Below are 22,723 nucleotides of genomic sequence, written 5' to 3'. Positions count from 1 at the left end.
CCCGCAGCCCGCGCACCCGCTATCGAGGCACCCAGCCCCTCCCCCGCACCCCGATACGAAGCCTCCCTGCGGTTCGGGGGTGCTTGTCAAGGCATCTTTCCCGCCTTGACAAGCACCCCCGAACCGTCAGCACAATCAAGCTTCGGGGTGCCCCACGCAACGCACCCGGGCGCAACGTCGCCCCCAGGCGACGAGCCGAAACCCCTCACAACGTCCGAGAAAACGGATCCCACCCCACCGGCAACAACTCCCCCACCTCCACCCGGCTATCCACCTCCACCCCCACCCCGCGCTCCATCGACTCCTCCACCCCCACCATCACGTCCAGCACGTGAAACGCCAACTCCCCCGAAGCCCGCTCCGGCACCCCACCCCGAATCGACCGAGCCAGATCGAGCACCCCAACCCCCCGAGAAGCCGCATGCCCCACCGCAGCCACCTCCTCCGGCTCCCCACCCGAATGCACCACAGTAGAACCACCAAACCCATTGGGATCCGGCAAAACCGCAGTCCCCAACGCCCCGGAAACCTCGACAACCCCCGTACGCCGCAACGCGGAATCAAACGTCAACACAACCTGCGCACTACCCCCGCGCACAAACTCCACCAACACACTCACCGTAGTAGGCACAACAACCGGAAACTCAGTCCCAGCCCGAGGCCCAGACCCAATCACCCGAGTCTCCCGCCCCCGCCCGCCAACCCCGGTAACCTTCCGCACAGAACCAAAAACCTTCACCAATTGCGTCAAGTAATACGGCCCAATATCCAACAACGGCCCACCACCAGCCGCGTACAGAAACTCCGGCGCAGGATGCCAACTCTCCGGCCCAGGCGTCTGGAACAACGCCAACGCAGTAAAAGGCACCCCGATCCGACCAGCCTCCAGCGCACGAAACGCGGTCTGGTGTCCGGCACCCAAAACGGTGTCCGGCGCCCCAGCCACCCGCACCCCCTTCTCCCGCGCCCGGTCAAGAAGCTTCCGCACACTCTGCCGATTAACCCCGATCGGCTTCTCCGTCCAAACGTGCTTCCCCGCCTCGACCGCCGCAAGACTGACCTCGACATGCACCGCAGGCACAGTCAAATTCACGACAATCTCAACATCCGGCAACGCAAGCAGATCCCCCGCCGACCCGCTCCAAGGAACCCCGTATTTCTCCGCCTGCGCCCGAGCCCGATCGACATCGAGATCAGCAACCGCCTCGACCCGAACATCCGGAAACGCCGTCAAATTCTCCAAATAGGTATCACTGATAAACCCGGCCCCGACAACCCCGACCCCGACAGTCACTTCCCCGCCCCAGCGAGATAAGCGAAACTCTCGGCAATACCCCCGAAAACATCCTCATGCTGATCGAACTCCACCACGCGCAACGCCCCCGGAGCCGCAGCAAGCACCTCTCCCAGCGGCACCCGCCCCTGCCCCGCAGGCACCTGCCCAGAAGCATCGATAGCCAACGACCCGTCCTTCACGTGAATCGCGAAAACCCGCTCCCCCAACCGCTTCAGCAACCCGGGCGCGTCCTCGCCGCCCGCGGTGGCCCAGTAAGCATCCACCTCCAGCACAACCTCCGGAGAAAGCTGATCCGCGAAAACCTCCAACGCGCTGCGCCCGCCGATCCGCGATTCCAGCTCCCACCAATGGTTGTGGTACCCCACCCGAACGCCATACCCCGCCGCAACCTCAGCCGCGGCATTGAGCGCCGAAGCAGTAGCCGCGATGTCCCCCGGACTCTGCCACTGCGGAGCCGGAACCAGCGGTTCGATCACCACCCCGATCCCCAACTCCCGAGCCGCGGCGAACACCTCCCGCAGGTCCTTTCCCACCAACGCGGCATGCGCGGTAGGCGCACTCAACCCATGCGCCGCCAACCCGGCCCGCAGCGCCGCGACGTTCTCCACCACCCCGTACGGCTCCACCCGGTCGAACCCGATCGCAGCCAGCCGCCGCAGCGTCTCGTCCGGATCGGCCGCGAACGCGTCGCGCACCGAGTACAGCTGCACCGAAGGTCCACCCATGCCAACTCCCAGCGGTAGAGGGCTTTCGCCAATTTCTACCACCTGGTCAGAATTGACACCAGGACAAAACCGGACGGAAATCCGCGGCCGGAGTCAGCCGAGATCCTTGTGCCAGATGAGAAAATCGCACGGAGTCGCCAGCAGCGGAGCCAGCTCCGGATGCGGCCCGTCGATCGTCGACTTCTCGACCACCCGGTACCCCAGCCGCCCGTACCACTGCGCGAGAAACTCCTTCGACGGATGCGTCCACTCACGCGGCACCAACAGCTCGAGCTGCATCCGCGTGCACCCGGCAGCCCGGCAGTGCTCCTCCGCGAACCGCACCAGCTCACGTCCGATCCCCGCCCCGCGCACCTCCGGCGAGGCCGCGAGCAGGCCGAACTCCCCCAGATCATCCGCCAGCCGCTGGATCCGGACCGAACCCACCACGTCCCTGGCGAGCCGGGCGACCGCGATCTCGCCCGCGCGGACCAGTCCGGCCATTTCCGAAGCATTGGTCCGATCGGCCGAACCAGCCCACAACCCGGCTTCGGCCTTGGCGTAGACGGTGTTCACCAGCTCAGTCAGCAGAGCCACCAGCGCAGCGTTCTCGGCGGCGGACGGCGGCAGAAAAGCGATCTCCGGAGTCGTCACAACCCCAGATTAACCACACTCAGCTCGCGGCCGAGCCGGAAACCGCAGGCCGGGCCTCGCCGAATCCACCGTAACGACCGGCCTTGGCCCGCTTGCGCACCTCGTCGAAATGCCGGTGCACCGCGTGCGCGGCCGCCTCCGCGTCGCCGCTCACGAGCGCGTCCACGATCGCCTGGTGCCGTTTCGCGGTCGCCGGGGCCGATGACACCGGACCGCCCATTTCGCCTTCCGCGGCCCGGTAGACATCCCAGAACAATCCGGTCAGCTCGCGCGCCAGATCGAAACCCGCCTCGGCGCAGATCAGGTCGTGGAACTCGCGGTCGGCCACCGCCGCGTCCGGTCCCTTGCGGCGCATCCGCGCGACGCACGCCTGCAGTTCGCCGATCAGCTCCGGCCGGTGGTCGCGGGCGACCCGGCTGGTCAGCTCCGTTTCGATCATCTCGCGCACCTCGAGCAGGTCGCGCAGCCGCCCGGCGTCGGTGCTGCCGCGGCTGCGCGTGCGGAAGAGCAGCCACGTCTGCAGCGCCTCCGACCCCGCCGCGCCGACGAACGTGCCGTACCCGTGCCGGACCTCGACGATGCCGAGCGCCTGCAGCGCCTTGACCGCCTCCCGGATCGAATTCCGGCTGACCCCGATGTCCTCGGCGAGGCTCAGTTCGGTCGGCATCGGCGCGCCGGTCGGCAGCTGCCGGTCGACGATCAGGTCGATGATCTGCTTGGTGATCTCTTCGCTGCGTTGCGGGCGCGCCACACGTGTCTCCCGGATGTCTTTCTTGCACTGGCACGTCGCCATCGGAGGACATCCTACGTCATGATCGGCTTCCCCCGCTGCACCCGCGCGGGTGGGAACAAGCCTCTTGACCGGGGCGGGAACGGGACTTAGGGTTCCGGCAAGTCATAGGACGTCCCACGTCCTACTTCTCGATGCTTTCTGGGTGGAACACCGCATCAAGTCAGGAGACGCCATGTCCCGAACCGCCATGGGGACTCAGTTCAACCGGCGCGCACTGCTGCGCTACGCCGGCCTCGCCGGGGCTGCCGCAGCGGTTTCGTCGACGCTCGCCGCGTGCGGGGGTCCCGCGTCGACCAACAAGACCGGCGCTTCGTCCGGTTCCGTCACCGCGGTGATCGGGTACGGCAACAACCAGACCTGGGACCCGCTGCAGACCGCGTCGGCGTTCGCGATGGCGGCAATCCTGCACAGCTACGAGTCGCTCGTCGAAGGCGACCCGGTCACCCGGGAACCCTTCCCCGGCTTGGCCAAGGCGCTGCCGGCCGACCTCAAGAGCACCAAGCTACGCTTCGAAATCCGCGACGGCGCGAAGTGGCACGACGGACAGCCAGTGACCGCCGACGACGTGGTGTTCACCTACGCCCGCGTGCTCGACCCGAAAGAAAATGTTCTCATCCACAGCTTCTTCTCGCAGTGGCTGGAGTCGGTCGCCAAGGTCGACGCGAAGACCGTGGAGTTCACCCTGAAGTTCGCCTTCCCGTACGCGCTGCAGCGGATCCAGATCTGCAAGATCGTGCCCAAGCACGTGTTCGAGAACAACTGGAAGGCCGCCGCCGCGGGCAAGGTCGTCGGCTCCGGGCCGTACAAGATCACCGAACAGGCGCCGCTGTCGCACACCACGTTCGAGAAGTTCGCCGACTACAACGGCCCGCGCCCGGCCGCGTACGACAAGATGCTCTGGAAGTCCATTGTGGACTCCGCACCGCGCGTAGCGGCGATCTCCGGGGCCAAGCCGGACGCGCAGATCGCGGAGAACATCCCGCCCGCCAACGCCGAGCAGCTGCGCAAGGCGGGCCGCACGGTCGAATTCGCCGACGGCGGCAACAACCTGTTCCTCCTCTTCAACACCAAGCACTCGCCGTTCGCCGACAAACGGGTCCGCCAGGCGCTGCATTACGCCATCGACAAGAAGAAGATGATCGAGATCGGCCTGCGCGGCGCCGGCACCGCGGGCACCTCGTTCATCAACCCGAAGCTGCCCGTTTCGCAGCCAGCGTCGCAGAGCTTCGAATTCAATCCGGAAAAGGCCAAGCAGCTGCTCGCCGAAGCCGGGGCCAGCGGACTGAAGATCTCGCTGTCCACCACGAACACCTCGCTGGTGCTCGACTGCGTCAAGGTGATCAAGGAGGGCTGGGACGCGATCGGCGTGCAGACCACTTTGGACTCCCAGGACACCAAGGCGCTGTTCTCCAAACTGGACAACGGCGACGACTTCCAGGTCGTGGCCACCACGAACAACCCGCTGCAGTTCGGCAACGACCCGGACCTGCTGATCCGCTATTACTACGACGCGCAGTCAGTGCTCATGACCAAGTACGCGCGCTGGAACGGCGACGACACCAACGCGTTGCTGGCATTGCAGGACAAGGCTGCCGCGGAAACCGACGAGACCAAACGCAGCGGGCTTTACAAGCAATTGCTCGACCAGATTTCCGAGCAGGCGGTGATCTACCCGATCGTCTTCACGCAGATGGGCACCGCCTGGGACCCGAAGGCGATCAGCGGCGTGCGTGCCCAGGGCTACCCGGGCATCTACCTCAACCAGGCCAAACCGGTCTGAGAAGGAGGCCCGCGAAGTGACAGTCGTCGTGCGGATGCTGGCCGGTCGCATCCTCGCCCTGATCCCGCTGCTGCTCGGCGTGATCCTGTTCGTCTTCATCGTGATGCGGTTCTCGCCGGTCGACCCGGCGATGGCCGCGTTCAACGGAGCCAACGCCACCGCCGATCAGCTCCAGCAGTTCCGTGAGCAGAACGGCTTGCTCGACCCGTTGCCGCTGCAGTACGCGCACTTCGTGTGGCATCTGCTGCAAGGCGATTTCGGCACGAGCGTGATCACCAAGGAGCCGGTGGGCCAGACCATCGCCACCGCGCTCCCGCTCACCCTGCAGCTGACCCTGCTGGGCCTGGCGCTCGCGCTCGTCGTCTCGGTCGTGCTCGGCGTGACCTCGGCGTTGTTCCGCGGCCGCTGGCCGGACCACCTGATCCGGTTCGTGACGCTCGCAGGGGTCGCCGCGCCGGCGTTCTGGATCGCGCTGCTGCTGGTGCAATGGCTGGCCGTGGGCAAGGGCCTGTTCCCCACCAGCGGATACGTCAGCCCGGCGGATTCGTTCTCCGGCTGGCTGAACTCGCTGACGCTGCCCGCGATCGCGCTGTCCGCGCCGGTCGCGGCGCAGCTGACCCGGGTGATCCGGACGTCGATGGTCGAGGAACTCGACAAGGACTACGTGCGCACCGCACGCGGCGGCGGACTGCCGCCGGTCGTGGTGGTCGGCCGGAACGTGCTGCGCAACGCCCTGGTCAACCCGCTGACCGTGCTCGGGCTGCGAGTCGGCTACCTGCTCGGCGGCGCGGTGGTGATCGAGACGATGTTCGCGCTGCCCGGCATGGGCCAGAACATGATCCAGGCCGTGCAGGACGGCGACACCGCCAAGGTGCAGGGCTTCGTCATCACCATCGCGGCCGGGTTCGTGCTCGTGAACCTGATCGTCGACGTGCTCTACCTCGTCGCCAACCCTCGCCTGCGGAGCCGCTCGTGACGCGCCCCGTCGACCACGCACGCCCCGTCGCCAAACCTCGCCCGCGGAGCCGATCGTGACGCACCCGAACCTCCCCGCCGACGCCCGCCCCGCCGCCGACGCCCGCCCCGCCGCCGACCCCCGCCCGCGGAGCCGATCGTGATGCGCCCAGTCCTCCGCCCGAACCTGACCGCCCGGCTGTCGCGGCCCGGCGTCCGGTTCCGGCGGCTTCCCCTGTCCTCGTGGATCGCGCTGGCAGTGCTGATCGTCCTGGGGCTCGTCGCGATCCTCGGCACCGTCGTGGCCACCCACAACCCGGACCTGCTCAGCACCGACACCGGCGGGCCCAGCGCGGCGCACTGGTTCGGCACCGACCAGTCCGGCCGCGACATTTTCTCCCGGCTGGTCGCGGGCACCCGCTGGTCGCTCGCGATCGGGCTCGGCGCGACGGTGCTCGCGCTGGTCGCGGGCATCCTCGTCGGGTCGTTCGCGGCGACGTCCGGCCGCCGGGTCGACGGCCTGGTCATGCGAGTCCTCGACGTCCTGATGGCCTTCCCCGGAATCGCGCTCGCCGCGGTGCTGGTGGCGGTGTTCGGGCGCGGCATTCTCGTGCTGATCCTCGCCATCGGCTTCCTCAACATGGCCCCGGTGGCGCGGGTAGTGCGGGCGAACGTGCTCGCGCAGTACGGCGAGGACTACGTCGCGGCCGAGCGGGTGATCGGCGCGAAACGGCTGTTCATCCTCGCCCGGCACGTCGCGGTCAACTGCGCCGCGCCGATCCTCGTGTACTGCACAGTCACGGTGGCGGACGCGATCGTGTTCGAGGCGTCGCTGTCGTTCATCGGCGCGGGGATTCAGCCGCCCGATCCGTCGTGGGGCTCGGTGCTGTCGGACGGCAAGGACCTCGTGCTGACCGGCGGCTGGTGGGCGACGCTGTTCCCCGGCCTGCTGATCCTGGCCACCGTGCTGGCGTTGAACATTCTTTCCGAGGGGATTTCCGACGCTTGGGCCGCTCCGTCGGCTCGCACCGCGAAGGCGGCCGAAGCGGCACAGCAGATCGAGCTGGCTCCGGACGCCACGGCTCCGGTCCTTCCGCTGCGCGGTCTGCGCGAAGCCGGGCAACGGCTGGCCGCCAAGGCGAGGGATTTATCCGGACGGGAAACCGTGCTGGCAGTGGAGAATCTCGCGATTTCCTTCCCGGACCGGCACAACGGCGTGAACGTGGTCGACGGGGTGTCCTTTTCGGTCCGCTCCGGCGAGGTACTGGGGCTGATCGGCGAATCGGGGTGCGGGAAGTCGCTCACCGCGCTGTCGATCATGGGGCTGCAGCCGGACGCCGCACGCCTCAGCGGCGAGATCCGGTTCGCGGGCGACGACCTGCTCACCATGAAGCCGAGCGTCCGCCGCCGGCATCTCGGGCACGACCTGGCGATGGTGTACCAGGACGCGCTCAGCTCGCTGAACCCGGCGATGACCATCCGCGCGCAGCTCAAGCAGTTCACCCGGCGCGGCGGCACCCGCACGCCGGAGGAGCTGCTGGAACTGGTCAACCTCGATCCGGGCCGGACGCTGCGGGCCTACCCGCACGAGCTGTCCGGCGGGCAACGGCAGCGTGTGCTGATCGCGATGGCGCTGTCCCGCAGCCCGAAGCTGATCGTCGCGGACGAGCCGACGACGGCGCTCGACGTCACCGTGCAGGCGCAGATCATGGCGCTTTTGCTGAGGCTGCAGGAAGAATTGGGCTTCGCGCTGGTGCTGGTATCTCACGACCTCGCGCTGGTATCCGACATCGCCGACCGGGTTGTCGTGATGTACGGCGGGCAGGTCGCCGAGACCGGGGCGACCGCGGCTGTCGTCGGCGCGCCGCGGCACCACTACACCCGCGGCCTGCTCAGCGCGGTGCTGTCGCTGGAGGAGAACGAAGCGAAGCTCACCCAGATCAAGGGCGTCGTGCCCGCACCGGCGGACTTCCCGCCCGGCTGCCGGTTCGCGAGCCGGTGTCCGGCCGCTCGCGGGCACTGCTTCGAGGTCGCGCCTGAACCGGCGGGTGAAGGGCATCTCGTGGCTTGCCACTACCCCGCGGAAAACCCGGTTGCAGTGGTGGCGGAAGGAGCGCAGGCATGAGCGCAGCTTGCAAGCGAATCATTGCTATTCATGCCGGCGCCTCCCGATTGGCCAGCGTTCAATTCCTTAAGGAGGTGTCGGCATGAGCCTCGTCGAGGTCGACGGCGTGCACGTCGTGCACAAGATCCGCGGGTCGAGCCTGTTCGGGCACGACCGGGTGTACGCGCTTACCGACGCGAACCTAGCCATCTCGAAGGGCGAAACCGTTGGCGTGGTCGGGGAATCCGGCTGCGGAAAGTCCACTTTGGCCAAAGTGCTGGTCGGCCTTCAGAAGCCGACTTCCGGCACGGTTCGCTACGCGGGCCAGCCACTGTCCGCATTGCGTCCGGCCGAACTGGGTCGCACCGTCGGCATGATCTTCCAGGATCCGTCGACCGCGCTGAACCGGCGGTTGCCCGTCGCGAAGATCCTCCGCGACCCGCTCGACGTGCATCAGGTCGGCACCGCACCCGAACGCGCCGAACGGGTCCGCGAGCTGATGCACCTGGTCGGGCTGCCGTCCAGCGTGGCCGATGCGTTGCCGTCGCAACTGTCCGGCGGACAGCGGCAGCGCGTGGCGATCGCCCGCGCGCTCGCACTGCGACCGGCGTTGCTGGTGGCCGACGAACCGACGTCCGCTTTGGACGTTTCGGTGCGCGCGCAGATCCTGAACCTGTTGCTGGAACTGCGCGAACAGCTCGAACTCGCGATGGTGTTCGTGTCGCACGACATCCAGACCGTGCGCCGGATGAGCGACCGCATCGTGACGATGTATCTCGGCCGGATCGTCGAACAGGCCCCGGCCGCCGAACTGCCGCACCACGCGCATCACCCCTACACTCGGGCGCTGTTCTCCGCGACGCCGAGCCTGCTGCACCCGGTGGAACCGATTGTCCTCAGTGGACCGGTTCCGTCGGCGACCGCGCCGCCGCCCGGCTGCCCGTTCCACACGCGCTGCCCGAAAGCCACCGACGAATGCTCCCTGGCCTTGCCACCGCAGTCCGGGCCGGACGAGCACACCTACCGCTGCATCCACCCAGAAATCGGAGTGACTGCCTCATGACTGCGCCCAAGTTCGCCGGCATCATCCCGCCGCTGTGCACGCCGTTCCACGACGATTTCACCGTGGACACCGCGTCGCTGCGGCGGCACATCGAATTCCAGCTCGACGCCGGCGTGCACGGGATCTTCGTGCTCGGTTCGTCCAGCGAGGTCGCCTTCCTGCCCGACGACCAGCGGCGGATCACCGTCGAAACCGCGGTCGACCAGGTCGCCGGGCGGGTCCCGGTGCTCGCCGGCTGTATCGACATGACGACCCTGCGCGTCGCGGAGCACGTGAAGACCGCCGAAGCGGCCGGCGCGGACGCGATCGTGGTGACCGCGCCGTACTACACCCGCACGCACGTCGCGGAAATCGACCGGCATTTCCGGCTGCTGCACGAGCGGACGCCGCTGCCGATTTTCGCCTACGACATCCCGATGGCCGTGCACACGAAGCTCGACCGCGACATGGTGCTGGATCTGGCCGCGGACGGCGTTCTGGCCGGGCTCAAGGATTCCAGCGGCGACGAGGCCGGGTTCCGCCTGGTGCTCCAGCAGCGCCGCGAGCGCGGGCTGGAGCAGTTCGCCGTGTTCACCGGCTCCGAACTGCTCGTGGACGCAGCCCTCGCGCAGGGAGCCGACGGCGCGGTGCCGGGGCTCGGAAACGTCGACCCGGTCGGCTATGTGCTGATCTACGACCACTTCCGCGGCGGCAACCCGCAGGCAGCGCGGCGCGAACAGGAACGACTGCTGACGCTGTTCAGCATTACCGACGTCGCGCCGACGCACCGGATGGGCCGCGGTTCGGCCGCACTCGGCGCGTTCAAAGCGTCGATGAAGATGCGCGGATTCATCGACAACGCGGTGATGGCGCCGCCGCAGCTCCCCCTCAACGACGACGAACTGCTGCAGATCAAGGGAAAGCTAGCGGAAGCGGGTCTCCTCTGATGGATCGGCTGTACTACGGCGGGGATTACAACCCCGAGCATTGGTCGCCCGACGTGTGGGCGGAAGACCTGAAACTGATGGCCGAGGCATCGGTTTCGATGGTGACTGTCGGGATCTTCTCCTGGGCACAAGTCGAACCGCGGCCCGGGGAATTCGATTTCGGCTGGTTCGACACCGTCATGGACAATCTCGCTTCCGGCGGAGTCCGGGCCTGTCTCGCCACCATGACGGCGTCGCCGCCGCCGTGGCTTTCGCATCGCTATCCGGAAATCCTGCCGGTGCGCGCGGACGGCACCCGGCTGTCCGCCGGTGCGCGGCAACAGTTTTGCCCGTCCAGTCCGGTGTTCCGCGAGCACGCCGCACGGTTGGTGGAGCAGGTCGCGACCAGGTACGCGGGGCATCCAGCGCTGGAAATGTGGCATATCGGCAACGAATTCGGCTGCCACATCCGCGCCTGCTACTGCGATGAGTCCGCTGTGGACTTCCGGCGCTGGCTGACCGAACGCTACGGCAGCGTCGAGGCGTTGAACGAAGCCTGGAGCACGACTTTCTGGTCGCAGCGGTACTCCGATTTCGCCGAGGTACAGCCGCCGCGCGTCGCGCCGACCTTCCCGAACCCGGCGCAGCAGCTCGACTTCCACCGGTTCTCCTCCGACGCGTCGCTCGGCTGCTACCTCACCGAGCGCGAGGTGCTCGCCCGCATCACCCCGGACGTCCCGGTGACGACGAACTTCGTCGGCCGCGTGCAGAAGTCGCTCGACTGGCACCGGTGGGCGCCGCACGAGGACGTGGTGAGCCTCGATTCCTATCCCGACCCGCACGATCCGCGTTCGCACGTGGAGGCGGCCTTCGCCTACGACCTCGTCCGGTCCCTCAAGGACGGTCGGCCGTGGCTGCTCCTGGAACAAGCTCCGAGCGCGGTGAACTGGCGCACCCGCAACGGCCCGAAGCAGCCGGGAACGATGCGGCTGGACAGCTGGCAGGCGGTCGCGCGCGGCGCCGACGCGGTGCTGTTCTTCCAGTGGCGGCAGACCTCGGGCGGCGCGGAGAAGTTCCACTCCGCGATGGTGCCGCACGGCGGCCCGGAAACCCGCACGTTCCGGGGAGTCCGCGACCTCGGCCAGGAACTGGCCGCGACGCGGCAGATCGCCGGGGCCAGGGTGCGGGCCGAGGTCGCCTTCCTGCACGACTGGAACAACTGGTGGGCACTGGAGCTGAACTCGCATCCATCAGATGACCTCGACCAGCTCGAAACCCACCTCGCGCACTACGCGCCGTTGTTCGACGCGAACGTGACCTGCGACGTCCTGCATCCGGCGAAGGACCTTTCCGGGTACAAGCTCGTCGTCGTGCCCAATCTGTACTTGATGGACAGTGCGGTCGCCGCCAATCTCCGCTCCTATGTGGAGGGTGGCGGGCATCTGGTGGCGTCGTTCTTCTCCGGTATCGCCGACGAGAACGACCGGGTGCACACCGGCGGCTATCCCGCTCCGCTGCGCGACATCCTCGGCCTGCGCGTCGACGAATTCTGGCCGCTGCCCGAAGGCGGTTCCACGACGCTCGACCTCGACGGCGCCTCCGTCGGCGCGACGATCTGGTCCGAATGGATCGAAACCGAGGGCGCGGACGTCGTCGCGACCTTCGCCGAAGGTCCGCTGGCCGGTCGGCCCGCGATCACGCGGCACGAGTTCGGCTCGGGCGTCGCGTGGTACCTCGGCACCCGGCCGGACGCGGACGTCATGCGCACGCTCTTCGACCGGATCACCGCCGACGCCGGAGTTTCGCCGGTGCTGCCCGGTCTGCCGGACGGCGTCCAGGCAGTCGTGCGCCACGGCGCGGACGATTATCTGTTCCTGCTCAACCACAAGGCTGAAGCCGTCACCGTTTCCCTGCCTTCGCCCGGTACAGATTTGCTCGCCGATCCCGCTCAGCCATCGTCCGAAGTGGAACTGGCCGCGCACGGCGTGGCCGTCCTTTCCGGACAGTTCGGAACGGAGACCAGATGAGAACCGCCCTTCGCGTGGTGCTGGCGTTCGTACTGCTGGCTTTCCTCGCTCCGGCCTCAGCGCAGGCCGCCCCTCAGTTCGATCAGAAGGCACTCTTCAACCCGCACCAGGAAACCGGATACGCCTGCTTCCGCATCCCGGCGATCGTCCGCAGCACGCACGGCACGCTGCTGGCCTTCGCCGAGGGCCGCAAGAACAACTGCGGCGACACCGGCGACATCGACCTGGTGCTCAAGCGGTCGACCGACGGCGGCACCACCTGGTCGCCGCTGCAAGTGGTGAACCGCGGCGGCGGGGACACCCACGGGAACCCAGTGCCCATTGTGGACACCAAGACCGGCCGCGTCGTGCTGATCACCACGTACAACAAGGGCCGCACCGACGACAAAGGCTGGGACGTACCCTGCCCGCGCACGCCTCACTCGCAGTACAGCACCGACGACGGCCGCACCTGGTCGACACCGGTCGACATCAGCGCGCAAGCGAAGCTGCCCGCGTGGGATTCCTGGTACGCCTCGGGTCCGGTGCACGGCATCCAGCTCCAGCACGGCCAGCACGCGGGCCGGCTCGTCTTCGGCGTGAACGCCGAACGCAGTGACGGCACCAATTCCGTCGAAAACTACGCCGGACTCATCTACAGCGACGACGGCGGCTCCACCTGGCACGTCGGTGCGGTCGACAACTACCTGCATCCCGTAGGCGGCACCTTCAGGCAAAAGCCGTCGGAGGTCAGTGTCGTGGAACTGCCGGACGGCACCGTCTACGCCGGCGGTCGCGAACAGAGCGGCACCGACATCGGCAACCGCGACTACGCCCTGAGCCGCGACGGCGGCGAGACGTTCTCCCAGCGCTTCACCACGATTCCCGATCTCGTGACACCGATGGTGCAAGGTTCTCTGCTGCGCCTGGACCGTCCGGGCGGAAAACGGATCCTCTTCGCTTCTCCCGCGGACACCGACCGGCGGCGCTGGATGACCGTCCGTTCGTCCTATGACGACGGTCGCACCTGGGAGAACGCCGACCAGGGCACGCGGGTCACGACGGACTGGTCGGGCTACTCCGACCTGGTCCAGCTGAGCGGCCCGCAGGACAAGAACGCGAAAATCGGCCTGATGTACGAGGGCGGCGCGGTGGACGCCCGTGACGAGATCCGCTTCGCCCGCTTCGACGAGAACTACCTCGGCTGGAAGCGTTCGCCCGGAGTGTCCACTCCAGACGTCGCAAGTGGACAACCCGCTCGCGTGCTCGGCGACGCCAGTGTGGTTCCCGGCAAGTTCGGCAAGGCGGTCCAGCTGAAGAACGGCTTCGTGCGCGTCCCGTACTCGCCGGCGCAGCTGGTGGGCTCAGGCGACTTCACCTTCTCCACCTGGGTCAAATACGGCGCCGCGAAGGACCCGCAGCCCCTCCTGTGGCTGGGTGGCATGGGCTCGACCGCGCCGCAACTGTGGCTGCGCGCCGAACCCGCGTCACACCGTCTGATCGCGATGATGACCACCGCCGCCGGAAGCAAGTCGGTGACCACGCAATCGGCGTACGACGACCAGAAATGGCACCACGTGGCGCTCCAGCGATCCGGCGGCCAACTCCGCATCCTGGTCGACGGCGCGGTGGCGGCGTCCGGTCCGGACTCCCCCGGTTCGGTCACCCAGACCGTCTCGTTCCAGCTGTGGCTGGGCGAACGCCTGGACGGCGCGCAGCACCTGACCGGCGCACTGGACGACGCGCGCCTCTACCGCCGCGCTCTGTCCACCGCGGAACTGACCGCCGCCCGCGCCGGGAAACCGGTCCCGGGAGCGGTCATGGAACTTCCCTTCGACCGGTGACTCACAGCCGGGTGGTTCCTCGCGGAGCCACCCGGCTTCAGCCGTGCAACGCGAGATACGGCGCGATCCCGACCAGCACCGCGATGAGAGCGGCCTTGAGCGTCTTGGCAGGCAACGCGTGCGCGATCCGCCAGCCGATCAGCACGCCCGCCAGCTCCGGGATCCCGACGATCGCCGCCAGCCGCCAGTCGACCGCTCCGTGCAGGACGTAGCCGGCCGTTCCCACGGCGGCGATCACCACCGACTGCGCCTGCGCCGCCGCGAGCGCCCCCAGCACCGGCATCCCGGCGACGACCAGCAACGGCACCGCCAGCATCGGCCCGCCGACCCCGACCAGTCCCGCCGCCACCGCGACTCCCGCCCCGATCGCTCCCGCGACCGGCAACCCCACAGGCCGCTCCCGTCCCTTCAAACCGACGAACACCGCAACTACGAGCGCGAACCCGCCGAGCACGATTCCGAAGGCCTTTGTGGACACCCCGGAGTTCAGCAGTACGCCGAGCGGTGTTCCCACCACCGCGGCGGCGGCGAGAACTCCCGCGATTTTCCGGGTTTCCGGTTCGCGCAACTGTCCGGAACGGACGAACGCGGCGCTGCCGAGGATTCCGGTGGCGACGTGCGTGACGATCGCTGTCCCCGCGACCTGCGCCGGGGCGAGCGAGGTGAAGACGAACAGCCCGACGGTCGCGAGCACCCCGCCCGGCCCGACGGCGGTGATGCCGATCCCGGCCAGCAACCCGGTGACGATGAGTGCGGCGATCATCTCGGGAACCTCCGGAAGTCGTTTGCTCGCACCGGAATCGTGCCGAGCACTGTCGTGGGATCACTCGCACGATGACCACGCCACCGGCACTCCGGGGCGAAACCGGCCCTCGAGCGCGATGGCCGGCAACGCCGCTCCAGCCGGATCACCCCGCGCCACGCTGCAAAGTCGCCCGCAACGTCAGCCGATCCGCACGCACGTGCAGCCACTCCGCGTCCACCGGCCGCCCGTCTGGCAACCGAGTCAACCGGTCCAGCGCGAAAACCGCCGTCCCCGGCGCGATCTCCAGCAACGCCGCCGTATCCGGTCCGGCGGACACCGCGTGCACCTCCACCTCCGCCCGCCCCAGCCGGATGCCGTTCGTCTCCTCCAGCAACGCGAAGAGATCCCGGTGCGCCAAATCCTTCCCCAGCAACGGAATCCCCAGATCCGCCACCAAATACGTCGAGTCGAGCGACAGCGGCGCCCCGCCCAGCCGACGGACCCGCTCCAGGTGCACGACCTCCTCCCCCGCAGCCAGGCCGAGACGGTCCGCCACCGCGGGCGGCGCGACGACCGTCTCGGCGGTGCGCACCTCGTTCACGACCTCGCCGTGCCCTTCGAGCGCCTCCGCCAACCCGGCCAACCGGTCGAGGCCGTGGCCGTACTTCGGGCGCACCACCAGCGTCCCGACGCCCTGCCGACGTTCGACGAGCCCTTCATCGCGCAGCAAGGCGAGCGCTTCCCGCACGACGTTCCGCGAAGCGCCGAACCACTCGCCCAATGCGCGCTCGCTCGGAAGCAGCTCGCCGACCTCGCCCGCGACGATCCGCTGCCGCAGGCCGTCGGCCATCTGCCGGGCCCGTTCCGCCCTCCGCTGCGTAGTCACCACGTCGGCGACGCTACCTGGATTTTGATTACGCCGAGGTTACGCCACCCACATTGACCTGCGGAAACGCTGTGAGCAGCAGCAACCGCGACCCCGCCGGCGCGTTCCGCCACTCCCGAGCTGCCAGCACCGGCGCGAGAGTTCCGGCGCGAGAGTTCCGGCAAGGTCGGAACGGGGAGGGGATCATGACGGTCTTCGGAGTACGGCTCGATTCCGGGTTCAACGGCACCGCGGTCGGGGACGGCGATCCCGCGCGGCTGATCGCCGAGGCGCAGGAGGCCGATCGCGCCGGGCTGGACGTCGTCACGGTGACCGACCACCCGTACCACGCGCGGCATCTCGACGCGTACGCCACGCTCGGCTTCGTCCTCGGCGGGACGTACAGGACTGGCGCAGCGAAACCGTCGCGAAGTCCCGTCCCGCGCGCGATGCCCACAGGTCAGTGAGGGGAACCCTGACGGAATCTGATTCCCTCAGGGTTCCCTTCACAGACCGCTCAGCAGATGCTCCCCAGGCTCGACGTCCACCCCCACCACATCCCGTACTCGGCGAGGTTCCCCGCGTCGTTCAGGTGCACGTTGTCCGCCAGCCACGGGCTCGGGTTGGGCAGATTCGCCGATCCGGCGGGCGGGATGTACTGCCGCAGGTCCACCAGCGCGGTGCCCTTCTCGACCGCCGTCTGGTAGATCGAGGTCGCGTACTGCGACCAGAAGTACTTCTGCGTCTGGCCGCCCCACTGGTTGGGCGTCCACTTCAGCTCGGCGTAGATCGACAGCAGGATGTCGACCCCGGGCCGCGCGGCGCGGATGTTGTCGATGACCTTGCCGAGGTTCGCCTTGAACACCGCCGGGTCGGCCTGCGAGATCAGTTCGTTGCCGCCGAGGTCGACGAGGACCAGGTCGGGCTGGCGTTGCGTGATGTCGGCGAGCGCGCCGGTCGTGTCGGGCCAGCGGCCGCCGGGGAGGTAGTCGGTGGCCATCGCGCCGTTGTGCGCGTAGTTCTTCGTCGTGGTGTTCCACTGAGCGCGGAGGTCGTTGGCGATTTTCGTGGTCCAGCCGTAGGTCGTCGGCGCGTAAGTGTCCGTGGCGGACTGGTAGCCCGTGGTGCCGTAGCCGGTGTCGGCCGACGTGCCGAGGATCGCCACCTGTTCCTTTTTGGTGCACCAGGTGCTGGTCTGACCGGCGTCGGCGGTGACCGCGGGGGACATCGCGATGCCGAGGCCGACCAGGGTCAGCAACGCCGCGACACGGGCTTTTCGCATGGGGACCGGGCCTTTCCGGAAGTGATGATCTGCGGATGTGTCGCCGCGACGGCCCCGCGCGTTACCGGTGCGGCGAAACAGAAACCGGGATGCGGGGAACGTCACGGTTCTGGCAGTCTCGGAGAGGTGAAGATCCTGTTCGCGTCCGCGCCCGGGTACGGGCTCACCCTTCCGCTGATCCCCGTCGTCTGGGCCGCCCGCGCCGCCGGGCACGACGTGCTGCTGGCCACCACCGCGGAGATCGCCGAGGTGTCCGCGCGCGCCGGGCTGCCGGTCGCCGACGTCTTCCCCGGCCGCGACATCTGGACCGATCTGCTGGCCACCGTCAAGGACGGGACTGCGCCGGATCCGGACGAACCCGAGGAGTACCGGATCGCGCGGCAGCACGAAGGTCCCTTCGGGCTCTTCACCGCCGCCATGACCAAGGGCACGATCGAAGCGGGCCGGGCGTTCGGCGCGGACCTGGTCGTCTACCCGTCCGACCACGCCTCCGGCGCGCTCGCCGCGGTGGCCCTTGGCGTGCCCGCGCTCGAGGTCGGCAACCGGATCTCGTGGTCGGCCAGGGACCTCTCGTGGCGCACCGAGCACCACGACTTCCTGGACGGCGAACTCGTCGCGCTGATGCGCGAGAAGCTCGGCCTCGGGGACGCGCCGCCGAACGTCATCGCCCGGATCGACCCGCGCGCGCCGAGCATGGGCGGCCTGCGCGCGGACGAGGAGCACGCCGACGAACGCGACGGCGCGCCTTGGTGGCCGATGCAGTTCGTGCCCTACAACGGCGGGTCGGTGCTGCCGGAGTGGGCGCTGCGGAAGCCGGAGCGGCCTCGGGTGGCGGTCACGCTGGGCACGGTCGTGCCCGCGATGGCGGGGATCAGCAGCCTGAAGGTGGTGCTGGACGCGCTCGGCGGGATGGACGTCGAGGTCGTTCTCGCGGCGGGCACCGCCGATGTGGGCGAGCTGGGCGAGCTTCCGGAGAACGTCCGGTCGGTGGGGTATTTGCCGCTGTCGGTGTTCTTGCCGGGGTGTTCGGCGATCGTGCATCACGGCGGGTCCGGGACTACGGCCGCGCCGTTGTTCTACGGGGTGCCGCAACTGGTGCTGCCCAGTTTCGCGGACAACCCGATGTCGGCGGAGCGGGTGGTCGAGCGGGGCGTCGGGCTGAGCCACGATCCGGCCGCTGTGGACGCCGAGACGATCCGGGAACTGGTGCGGCGGCTGCTCGAGGAGGACTCGTTCGCCTCGGCCGCGGCCGAGGTGCGCGCGGAGATCGCCGGGCAGGCGAGCCCGTCCGAGGTCATCGCGCGCGCCGTCGCCGCATTGGGCTGAACCGGATCCGTCACCGGGGACCGGGCGCGGTGTACCGGGCCCGGCCGAAGCCCAGGATCAGGTAACCGATGATCGAGAACAGGAACAGGCCGAAGAACCAGAAGACGCCGCTCTTGCCGAACGCCCTGGCGATGTCGAGCGACACGACGATGACGACCACCAGGTTGACCAGCGGGACGAGCAGCAGGAGCAGCCACCATCCGGAACGGCCGGCGACCTTCAGCCAGACGTAGACGTTGTAGATCGGGACGATCGCCGCCCACCCGGGGTATCCCGCCTTGGAGAACACCAGCCACAGCGCGACGACGGTGAGGACCGTGACGACGATCCCGCCCGAACCGAAGCCGAGTGCCGGATTGAACGAGGTCTCTTGGTTCACGGTGCGGGAGTCCTTTTCGAAGTGCCTGCCGGACGCGCGACTTTAACGTCGCGGGGCAGACACAGCAGAACGAACTCGGGCCGCGCTTCATTCATTGACCGAATGTGCCCGGCAATCGGGACGACAGGGCAGCGAGACCCCGTCGGCTAGATCGCGGTTTCTCCCTTGCCCAGCACCACAATCCCGAAATCGCTCACGTGGTAATGACCGCGGTCCCGTGCCAGATCCACCCCGATGTGCGCGCCCGGCGGGACAACCACGTTCTTGTCCAAGATCGCCCGCCGCACCACCGCGCCGCGGCCGACTCGCGCGCCGTCCAGCAGCACCGAACCCTGCACCACCGCGCCGTTCTCCACGAAAACATCCGGCGACAGCACGGAATCCACCACCTGCGCGCCGGAAATGATGCAGCCGTTGCTGACGATCGACTGGGTCGCCGTGCCGCCTTCCACGAACTTCGCCGCCGCGCGCTGGCCGGGGTGGGCCAGGATCGGCCATTTCCGGTTGTACAGGTTGAAAATCGGCTGCGTCGAAATCAGATCCGTGTGCGCGTCGTAATAGCTGTCGATCGTTCCGACGTCGCGCCAGTAGCCGTGGTCCCGGCCGGTTTCGCCGGGCACCACATTGCCGTTGAAGTCGTACACCGCCGCCTCGGATTTTTCCACCAGCGCCGGGATGATGTCGCGGCCCATGTCGTGTTTGGACGCCGGGTTCTTGGCGTCCGCGTGCAGCGCGTCGAGCATCACCTGCGTCGTGAAGACGTAATTGCCCATCGACACATACGATTCGTCCGGCGAATCCGGCAGGCCGGGCGGATCCTCGGGCTTCTCCAGGAACGCGTCGATCTTCGTCCCGTCCTCGGTGCTGATCACGCCGAACGAACGGGCCTCCGCGCGCGGCACGCGGATTCCGGCGACCGTCACGCCCGCGCCGGACGCGATGTGCGCGTCGATCATCTGCCGCGGGTCCATCCGGTAGATGTTGTCCGCGCCGAACACCGCGATGTACGCGGGCGATTCGTCGTGCACGAGGTTCAGGCTCTGGTGGATGGCGTCCGCGCTGCCCTGGAACCAGCGCGGGCCGAGCCGCTGCTGCGCGGGCACCGGCGTGACGTACTCGCCGGTCAGCGCCGACAGCCGCCACGTCGTCGAGATGTGCCGGTCCAGCGAATGCGATTTGTACTGCGTCAGCACGCAGATCCGGCGGATCCCGCCGTGCACCAGATTGGACAGCACGAAGTCGATCAGCCGGTGCACGCCGCCGAACGGGACCGCGGGCTTCGCGCGGTCGGTGGTCAGCGGCATCAGCCGTTTGCCCTCGCCCCCGGCGAGGACGATCCCCAGCACATCGGATCCGTCGATCACGAAACCCTCCCGCACGCCTCGTAAACCCCGACCGTCGCGGCGGCGATCGCTGCCCAGCCGAACTCTCCCACCGCGCGGTCCCGCCCGGCGAGGCCCAGCCGGGTGGCGCGGTCCCGGTCGGCGGCAAGGTCGTTGATCCCGCGCGCGAGCCCGGCCTCGAAAGCGCCGGGCTCGGTCTCGTCGTAATGCACCAGCACCCCGGTCTCGCCGTCGGCGACCACCTCCGGAATGCCGCCGACGTCGCTGGCCACCACCGCGGTGCCGCACGCCATCGCCTCCAGGTTCACGATGCCGAGCGGCTCGTAAACCGACGGGCACACGAACACCAGCGCGTGCGTCAGCAACTGGACGACTTCGGCGCGCGGCAGCATTTCCGGGATCCAGTGCACGCCGGACCGTTTTTCCTGCAGCTCCGCAACAAGCCCGCGGAATTCGGCGTCCAGCTCCGGCGTGTCCGCGCCGCCCGCGCACAGGATCAGCTGCACGTCTTCGTCCAAAGCGGCCCCGGCGCGCACGAGATGCGGCACGCCTTTTTGCCGCGTGATCCGTCCGACGAACAGCGCATACGGCCGGTTCGGATCGATGCCGTGCTTCTCCAGCACATCAGTGCCGGGATCGGGTTGGTACAGCTCGGTGTCGATGCCGTTGCGCACCACGTGCACCCGCGCCGGATCGACGTTCGGGTACGCGGCGAGCACGTCGCGTCGCATGCCGGAGCTGACCGCGATGATCGCGTCCGCCGCTTCGTAAGCGTCGCGCTCGATCCACGACGACACGCGGTAGCCGCCGCCGAGCTGCTCGGCCTTCCACGGCCTCAGCGGTTCGAGCGAATGCGCGGTGATGACGTGCGGAATGCCGTGCGCGAGCTTCGCCAGATGACCGCCGAGATTCGCGTACCAGGTATGACTGTGCGCGAGATCGTGGCCGGCGAGCGCGTCGGCCATCGAGACCGCGATGTCCATCGTGGCGAACGCGGGCTGGGCGTAACCGTGCGCGTCGCGGTGCCCGTGCGCGCCGTCCGGACGGTCGGGGCCCCAGCAGTGCACGTCAAGGTCGACCAGCGACCGCAGTTCCCGCGCGAGGAACTCGACGTGCACCCCCGCTCCCCCGTAGACGTCCGGCGGGTACTCCCGGGTGAGCAGGCCGACCTTCATGCGTCGACCCTAGACGGCCCCACCGGGCCCACGCAGTACGGAAAGCGGGCGAATCCGGTTTGCCGTTCAGTGTTCGCGCAGTCCCACCACGACCGTTGCGCCGAGTTCGTCATCCTCTTCGACGGCCGCGGCCAGCCCTGCCCGGCGCACCCCGGCGACAGCGGCGGCCGATTGGCGTTCGCTGGCTTCGAAAAGCACGTGCCCGCCCGGCGCGAGCCACGCCGGAGCCTCGGCGACGACGCGACGGAGCACGTCGAGACCGTCCGCGCCCCCGTCGAGCGCGACGCGGGGTTCGTGGTCGCGCGCCTCGGGCGGCATGAGCGCGACGTCGTCGGTGGGGACATACGGGACGTTCGCGATCAGCACGTCCACCCGGCCGCGCAACCGCTGCGGAAGCGGGGCGTAGAGATCGCCTTCGTAGACCTCACCAGGCACGTTCTGCCGAGCGCAGTCGACCGCGGCGGGCTCGACGTCCGCCGCGTGCAGTTCGATCCCGGGCAGCTCGGCCGCGACCGTTGCGCCCAGCGCACCGGAGCCGCAGCACAGATCGAGCACCACCGACTGTTTCCGCGCGAACCCGACGGCCAGCCGCACGAGCAGTTCGGTGCGGTGCCGGGGCACGAAAACGCCCGGCGCGACGACGAACCGGCGTCCGGCGAACTCCGCCCAGCCGAGGATGTACTCCAGCGGTTCCCCGGCGACCCTTCGCTCGACCATCGCGGCCAGGTCGCCCGATTGGCCCAGCAGGAGCCGCGCCTCGTCCTCGGCGAACACGCATCCGGCGGCACGCAGGCGCGCGACGGTGTCCTCAAAGTCCGCGAGATCGCTCACGGAACGACGACGACCGGCCAGGTCGCGGCGCGCACCAGCCGGTTGCCGACCGAGCCGACGAGCCGGTGCCCGCCCTGTTCGGACGCGCCGACCACGACCATGTCCGCGTTCGCCTCCTGCGCGGCCTGGCGCAGTTCGGGGAACGTCTCGCCGCGGCGGACCACGAACGTGACCGGCACCTGCAGGTCGGCCGCCCGGTCGCGCAGTTCCGCGCGCAGCAGCTCGATCTCCTCCTCGAAGGTCTGCTGCTGCACGTCGACCACCGCGGACGCGGCGAGGCCGGTCCACACCGTCGGCGCGGCCACGTACACCACGACCAGCCGCGCGCGCTGCCTCCGGGCGAGGCCGCCGCCGTAGGACGTCGCCCGCAGCCCGGTCGGCGACGTGTCCGCTCCGACCAGGATCACGCGCGGTCCGTCGGTGCCCCGTTCGTACGGGCCCGGGTCCCAGCTGGGTCCGTATTCCTCGACCAATTGCTCCACCCGGCCCATTATGTCCGGGGCGCCGGAACCCGCCCGATCGCGCCTGTCGCCGGCGGGGAAAACCCCGCAAGAAAATTCCCACCTGGTTGGATTTCCGGTCTTTCGGAGTACCCCAGGCCTCTCTTGCCTGGTAGCGTCCCCGCAACCTGAACACGCGTCCGGGAAGGACCGGGGAGCCCACACGCGTGCGG

General features: G+C 68.6%; 21 protein-coding genes. 9 read left to right on the top strand and 12 right to left on the bottom strand.

Going from position 1 to position 22,723, the window contains the following annotated elements:
* Positions 1–205: 205 nt before the first annotated feature.
* The 4 genes from ACZ7OI_RS44685 to ACZ7OI_RS44670 form a co-directional block, all read right to left on the bottom strand.
* On the bottom strand, positions 206–1,294 hold the full coding sequence (locus ACZ7OI_RS44685; protein ID WP_470270168.1) for a Gfo/Idh/MocA family protein: 1,089 nt from the start codon (positions 1,292–1,294) through the stop codon (positions 206–208).
* Positions 1,291–2,022 carry a sugar phosphate isomerase/epimerase family protein gene (locus ACZ7OI_RS44680; RefSeq protein ID WP_470270167.1) on the bottom strand — a complete coding sequence of 244 codons (732 nt, stop codon included), beginning with the start codon at positions 2,020–2,022 and terminating at the stop codon, positions 1,291–1,293. The genes ACZ7OI_RS44685 and ACZ7OI_RS44680 overlap by 4 nt, the downstream gene beginning before the upstream one ends.
* 93 nt (positions 2,023–2,115) lie before the next feature.
* Positions 2,116–2,655, bottom strand: coding sequence for a GNAT family N-acetyltransferase (locus ACZ7OI_RS44675; RefSeq protein WP_470270166.1), 540 nt, complete (start codon positions 2,653–2,655; stop codon positions 2,116–2,118).
* Positions 2,656–2,674: 19 nt separating this feature from the next.
* Entirely contained in the window at positions 2,675–3,406 is a 732-nt protein-coding gene (locus ACZ7OI_RS44670) for a FadR/GntR family transcriptional regulator (protein ID WP_037818796.1), read from the bottom strand.
* 214 nt (positions 3,407–3,620) lie between these two features.
* Between ACZ7OI_RS44670 and ACZ7OI_RS44665 the strand changes: the two genes are divergently transcribed.
* From ACZ7OI_RS44665 to ACZ7OI_RS44635, 7 genes are all read left to right on the top strand, one after another.
* Positions 3,621–5,228, top strand: coding sequence for an ABC transporter substrate-binding protein (locus tag ACZ7OI_RS44665; protein WP_470270165.1), 1,608 nt, complete (start codon positions 3,621–3,623; stop codon positions 5,226–5,228).
* 16 nt (positions 5,229–5,244) lie between these two features.
* Positions 5,245–6,204, top strand: coding sequence for an ABC transporter permease (locus ACZ7OI_RS44660; RefSeq protein ID WP_470270164.1), 960 nt, complete (start codon positions 5,245–5,247; stop codon positions 6,202–6,204).
* Positions 6,205–6,345: 141 nt separating this feature from the next.
* Positions 6,346–8,307 (top strand): dipeptide/oligopeptide/nickel ABC transporter permease/ATP-binding protein, encoded by a 1,962-nt coding sequence (locus tag ACZ7OI_RS44655; protein ID WP_470270247.1) that lies wholly within the window; start codon positions 6,346–6,348, stop codon positions 8,305–8,307.
* 82 nt (positions 8,308–8,389) lie between these two features.
* Positions 8,390–9,349, top strand: coding sequence for an oligopeptide/dipeptide ABC transporter ATP-binding protein (locus tag ACZ7OI_RS44650; RefSeq protein WP_470270163.1), 960 nt, complete (start codon positions 8,390–8,392; stop codon positions 9,347–9,349).
* The gene (locus ACZ7OI_RS44645; protein ID WP_470270162.1) at positions 9,346–10,275 is read left to right on the top strand and encodes a dihydrodipicolinate synthase family protein; all 930 of its coding nucleotides are present in this window, start codon (positions 9,346–9,348) and stop codon (positions 10,273–10,275) included. The genes ACZ7OI_RS44650 and ACZ7OI_RS44645 overlap by 4 nt, the downstream gene beginning before the upstream one ends.
* Positions 10,275–12,281, top strand: a complete 2,007-nt coding sequence (locus tag ACZ7OI_RS44640) for a beta-galactosidase (RefSeq protein WP_470270161.1) — start codon at positions 10,275–10,277, stop codon at positions 12,279–12,281. The genes ACZ7OI_RS44645 and ACZ7OI_RS44640 overlap by 1 nt, the downstream gene beginning before the upstream one ends.
* Entirely contained in the window at positions 12,278–14,104 is a 1,827-nt protein-coding gene (locus ACZ7OI_RS44635) for an exo-alpha-sialidase (protein WP_470270160.1), read from the top strand. The genes ACZ7OI_RS44640 and ACZ7OI_RS44635 overlap by 4 nt, the downstream gene beginning before the upstream one ends.
* 37 nt (positions 14,105–14,141) lie before the next feature.
* Here the strand turns inward: ACZ7OI_RS44635 and ACZ7OI_RS44630 are convergent, their stop codons facing one another.
* Entirely contained in the window at positions 14,142–14,867 is a 726-nt protein-coding gene (locus tag ACZ7OI_RS44630) for a sulfite exporter TauE/SafE family protein (RefSeq protein WP_470270159.1), read from the bottom strand.
* 145 nt (positions 14,868–15,012) lie between these two features.
* Entirely contained in the window at positions 15,013–15,738 is a 726-nt protein-coding gene (locus tag ACZ7OI_RS44625) for a GntR family transcriptional regulator (RefSeq protein ID WP_470270158.1), read from the bottom strand.
* Between the two features lie 182 nt (positions 15,739–15,920).
* Here ACZ7OI_RS44625 and ACZ7OI_RS44620 point away from each other — a divergent pair, with 182 nt between their 5' ends.
* A complete protein-coding gene (locus ACZ7OI_RS44620; protein ID WP_470270157.1) occupies positions 15,921–16,181 on the top strand; it encodes a hypothetical protein in 261 nt (86 codons plus the stop codon).
* A 50-nt stretch (positions 16,182–16,231) separates the two neighbouring features.
* On the opposite strand, the gene ACZ7OI_RS44615 is transcribed toward ACZ7OI_RS44620, so the two are convergent.
* Positions 16,232–16,996: an SGNH/GDSL hydrolase family protein gene (locus tag ACZ7OI_RS44615; RefSeq protein WP_470270156.1), complete on the bottom strand. Its 765-nt coding sequence runs from the start codon at positions 16,994–16,996 to the stop codon at positions 16,232–16,234.
* A gap of 126 nt (positions 16,997–17,122) precedes the next feature.
* Here ACZ7OI_RS44615 and ACZ7OI_RS44610 point away from each other — a divergent pair, with 126 nt between their 5' ends.
* Entirely contained in the window at positions 17,123–18,322 is a 1,200-nt protein-coding gene (locus tag ACZ7OI_RS44610) for a glycosyltransferase (RefSeq protein WP_470270155.1), read from the top strand.
* Positions 18,323–18,332: 10 nt separating this feature from the next.
* On the opposite strand, the gene ACZ7OI_RS44605 is transcribed toward ACZ7OI_RS44610, so the two are convergent.
* The 5 genes from ACZ7OI_RS44605 to ACZ7OI_RS44585 form a co-directional block, all read right to left on the bottom strand.
* A complete protein-coding gene (locus ACZ7OI_RS44605; RefSeq protein ID WP_470270154.1) occupies positions 18,333–18,701 on the bottom strand; it encodes a DUF5684 domain-containing protein in 369 nt (122 codons plus the stop codon).
* 146 nt (positions 18,702–18,847) lie between these two features.
* Positions 18,848–20,065, bottom strand: a complete 1,218-nt coding sequence (glgC, locus tag ACZ7OI_RS44600; RefSeq protein WP_470270153.1) for a glucose-1-phosphate adenylyltransferase — start codon at positions 20,063–20,065, stop codon at positions 18,848–18,850.
* Positions 20,062–21,219: a glycogen synthase gene (glgA, locus tag ACZ7OI_RS44595; protein ID WP_470270152.1), complete on the bottom strand. Its 1,158-nt coding sequence runs from the start codon at positions 21,217–21,219 to the stop codon at positions 20,062–20,064. The genes glgC and glgA overlap by 4 nt, the downstream gene beginning before the upstream one ends.
* 66 nt (positions 21,220–21,285) lie before the next feature.
* Positions 21,286–22,050, bottom strand: coding sequence for a putative protein N(5)-glutamine methyltransferase (locus ACZ7OI_RS44590; protein WP_470270151.1), 765 nt, complete (start codon positions 22,048–22,050; stop codon positions 21,286–21,288).
* Positions 22,047–22,541 carry a universal stress protein gene (locus tag ACZ7OI_RS44585; protein ID WP_470270150.1) on the bottom strand — a complete coding sequence of 165 codons (495 nt, stop codon included), beginning with the start codon at positions 22,539–22,541 and terminating at the stop codon, positions 22,047–22,049. The genes ACZ7OI_RS44590 and ACZ7OI_RS44585 overlap by 4 nt, the downstream gene beginning before the upstream one ends.
* Positions 22,542–22,723: the final 182 nt, after the last annotated feature.

Source organism: Amycolatopsis sp. NPDC114503 (assembly GCF_055633655.1).
The sequence above is the reverse complement of the archived record's forward strand: the minus strand, read 5'-3'. Positions and strand labels throughout refer to the sequence as shown.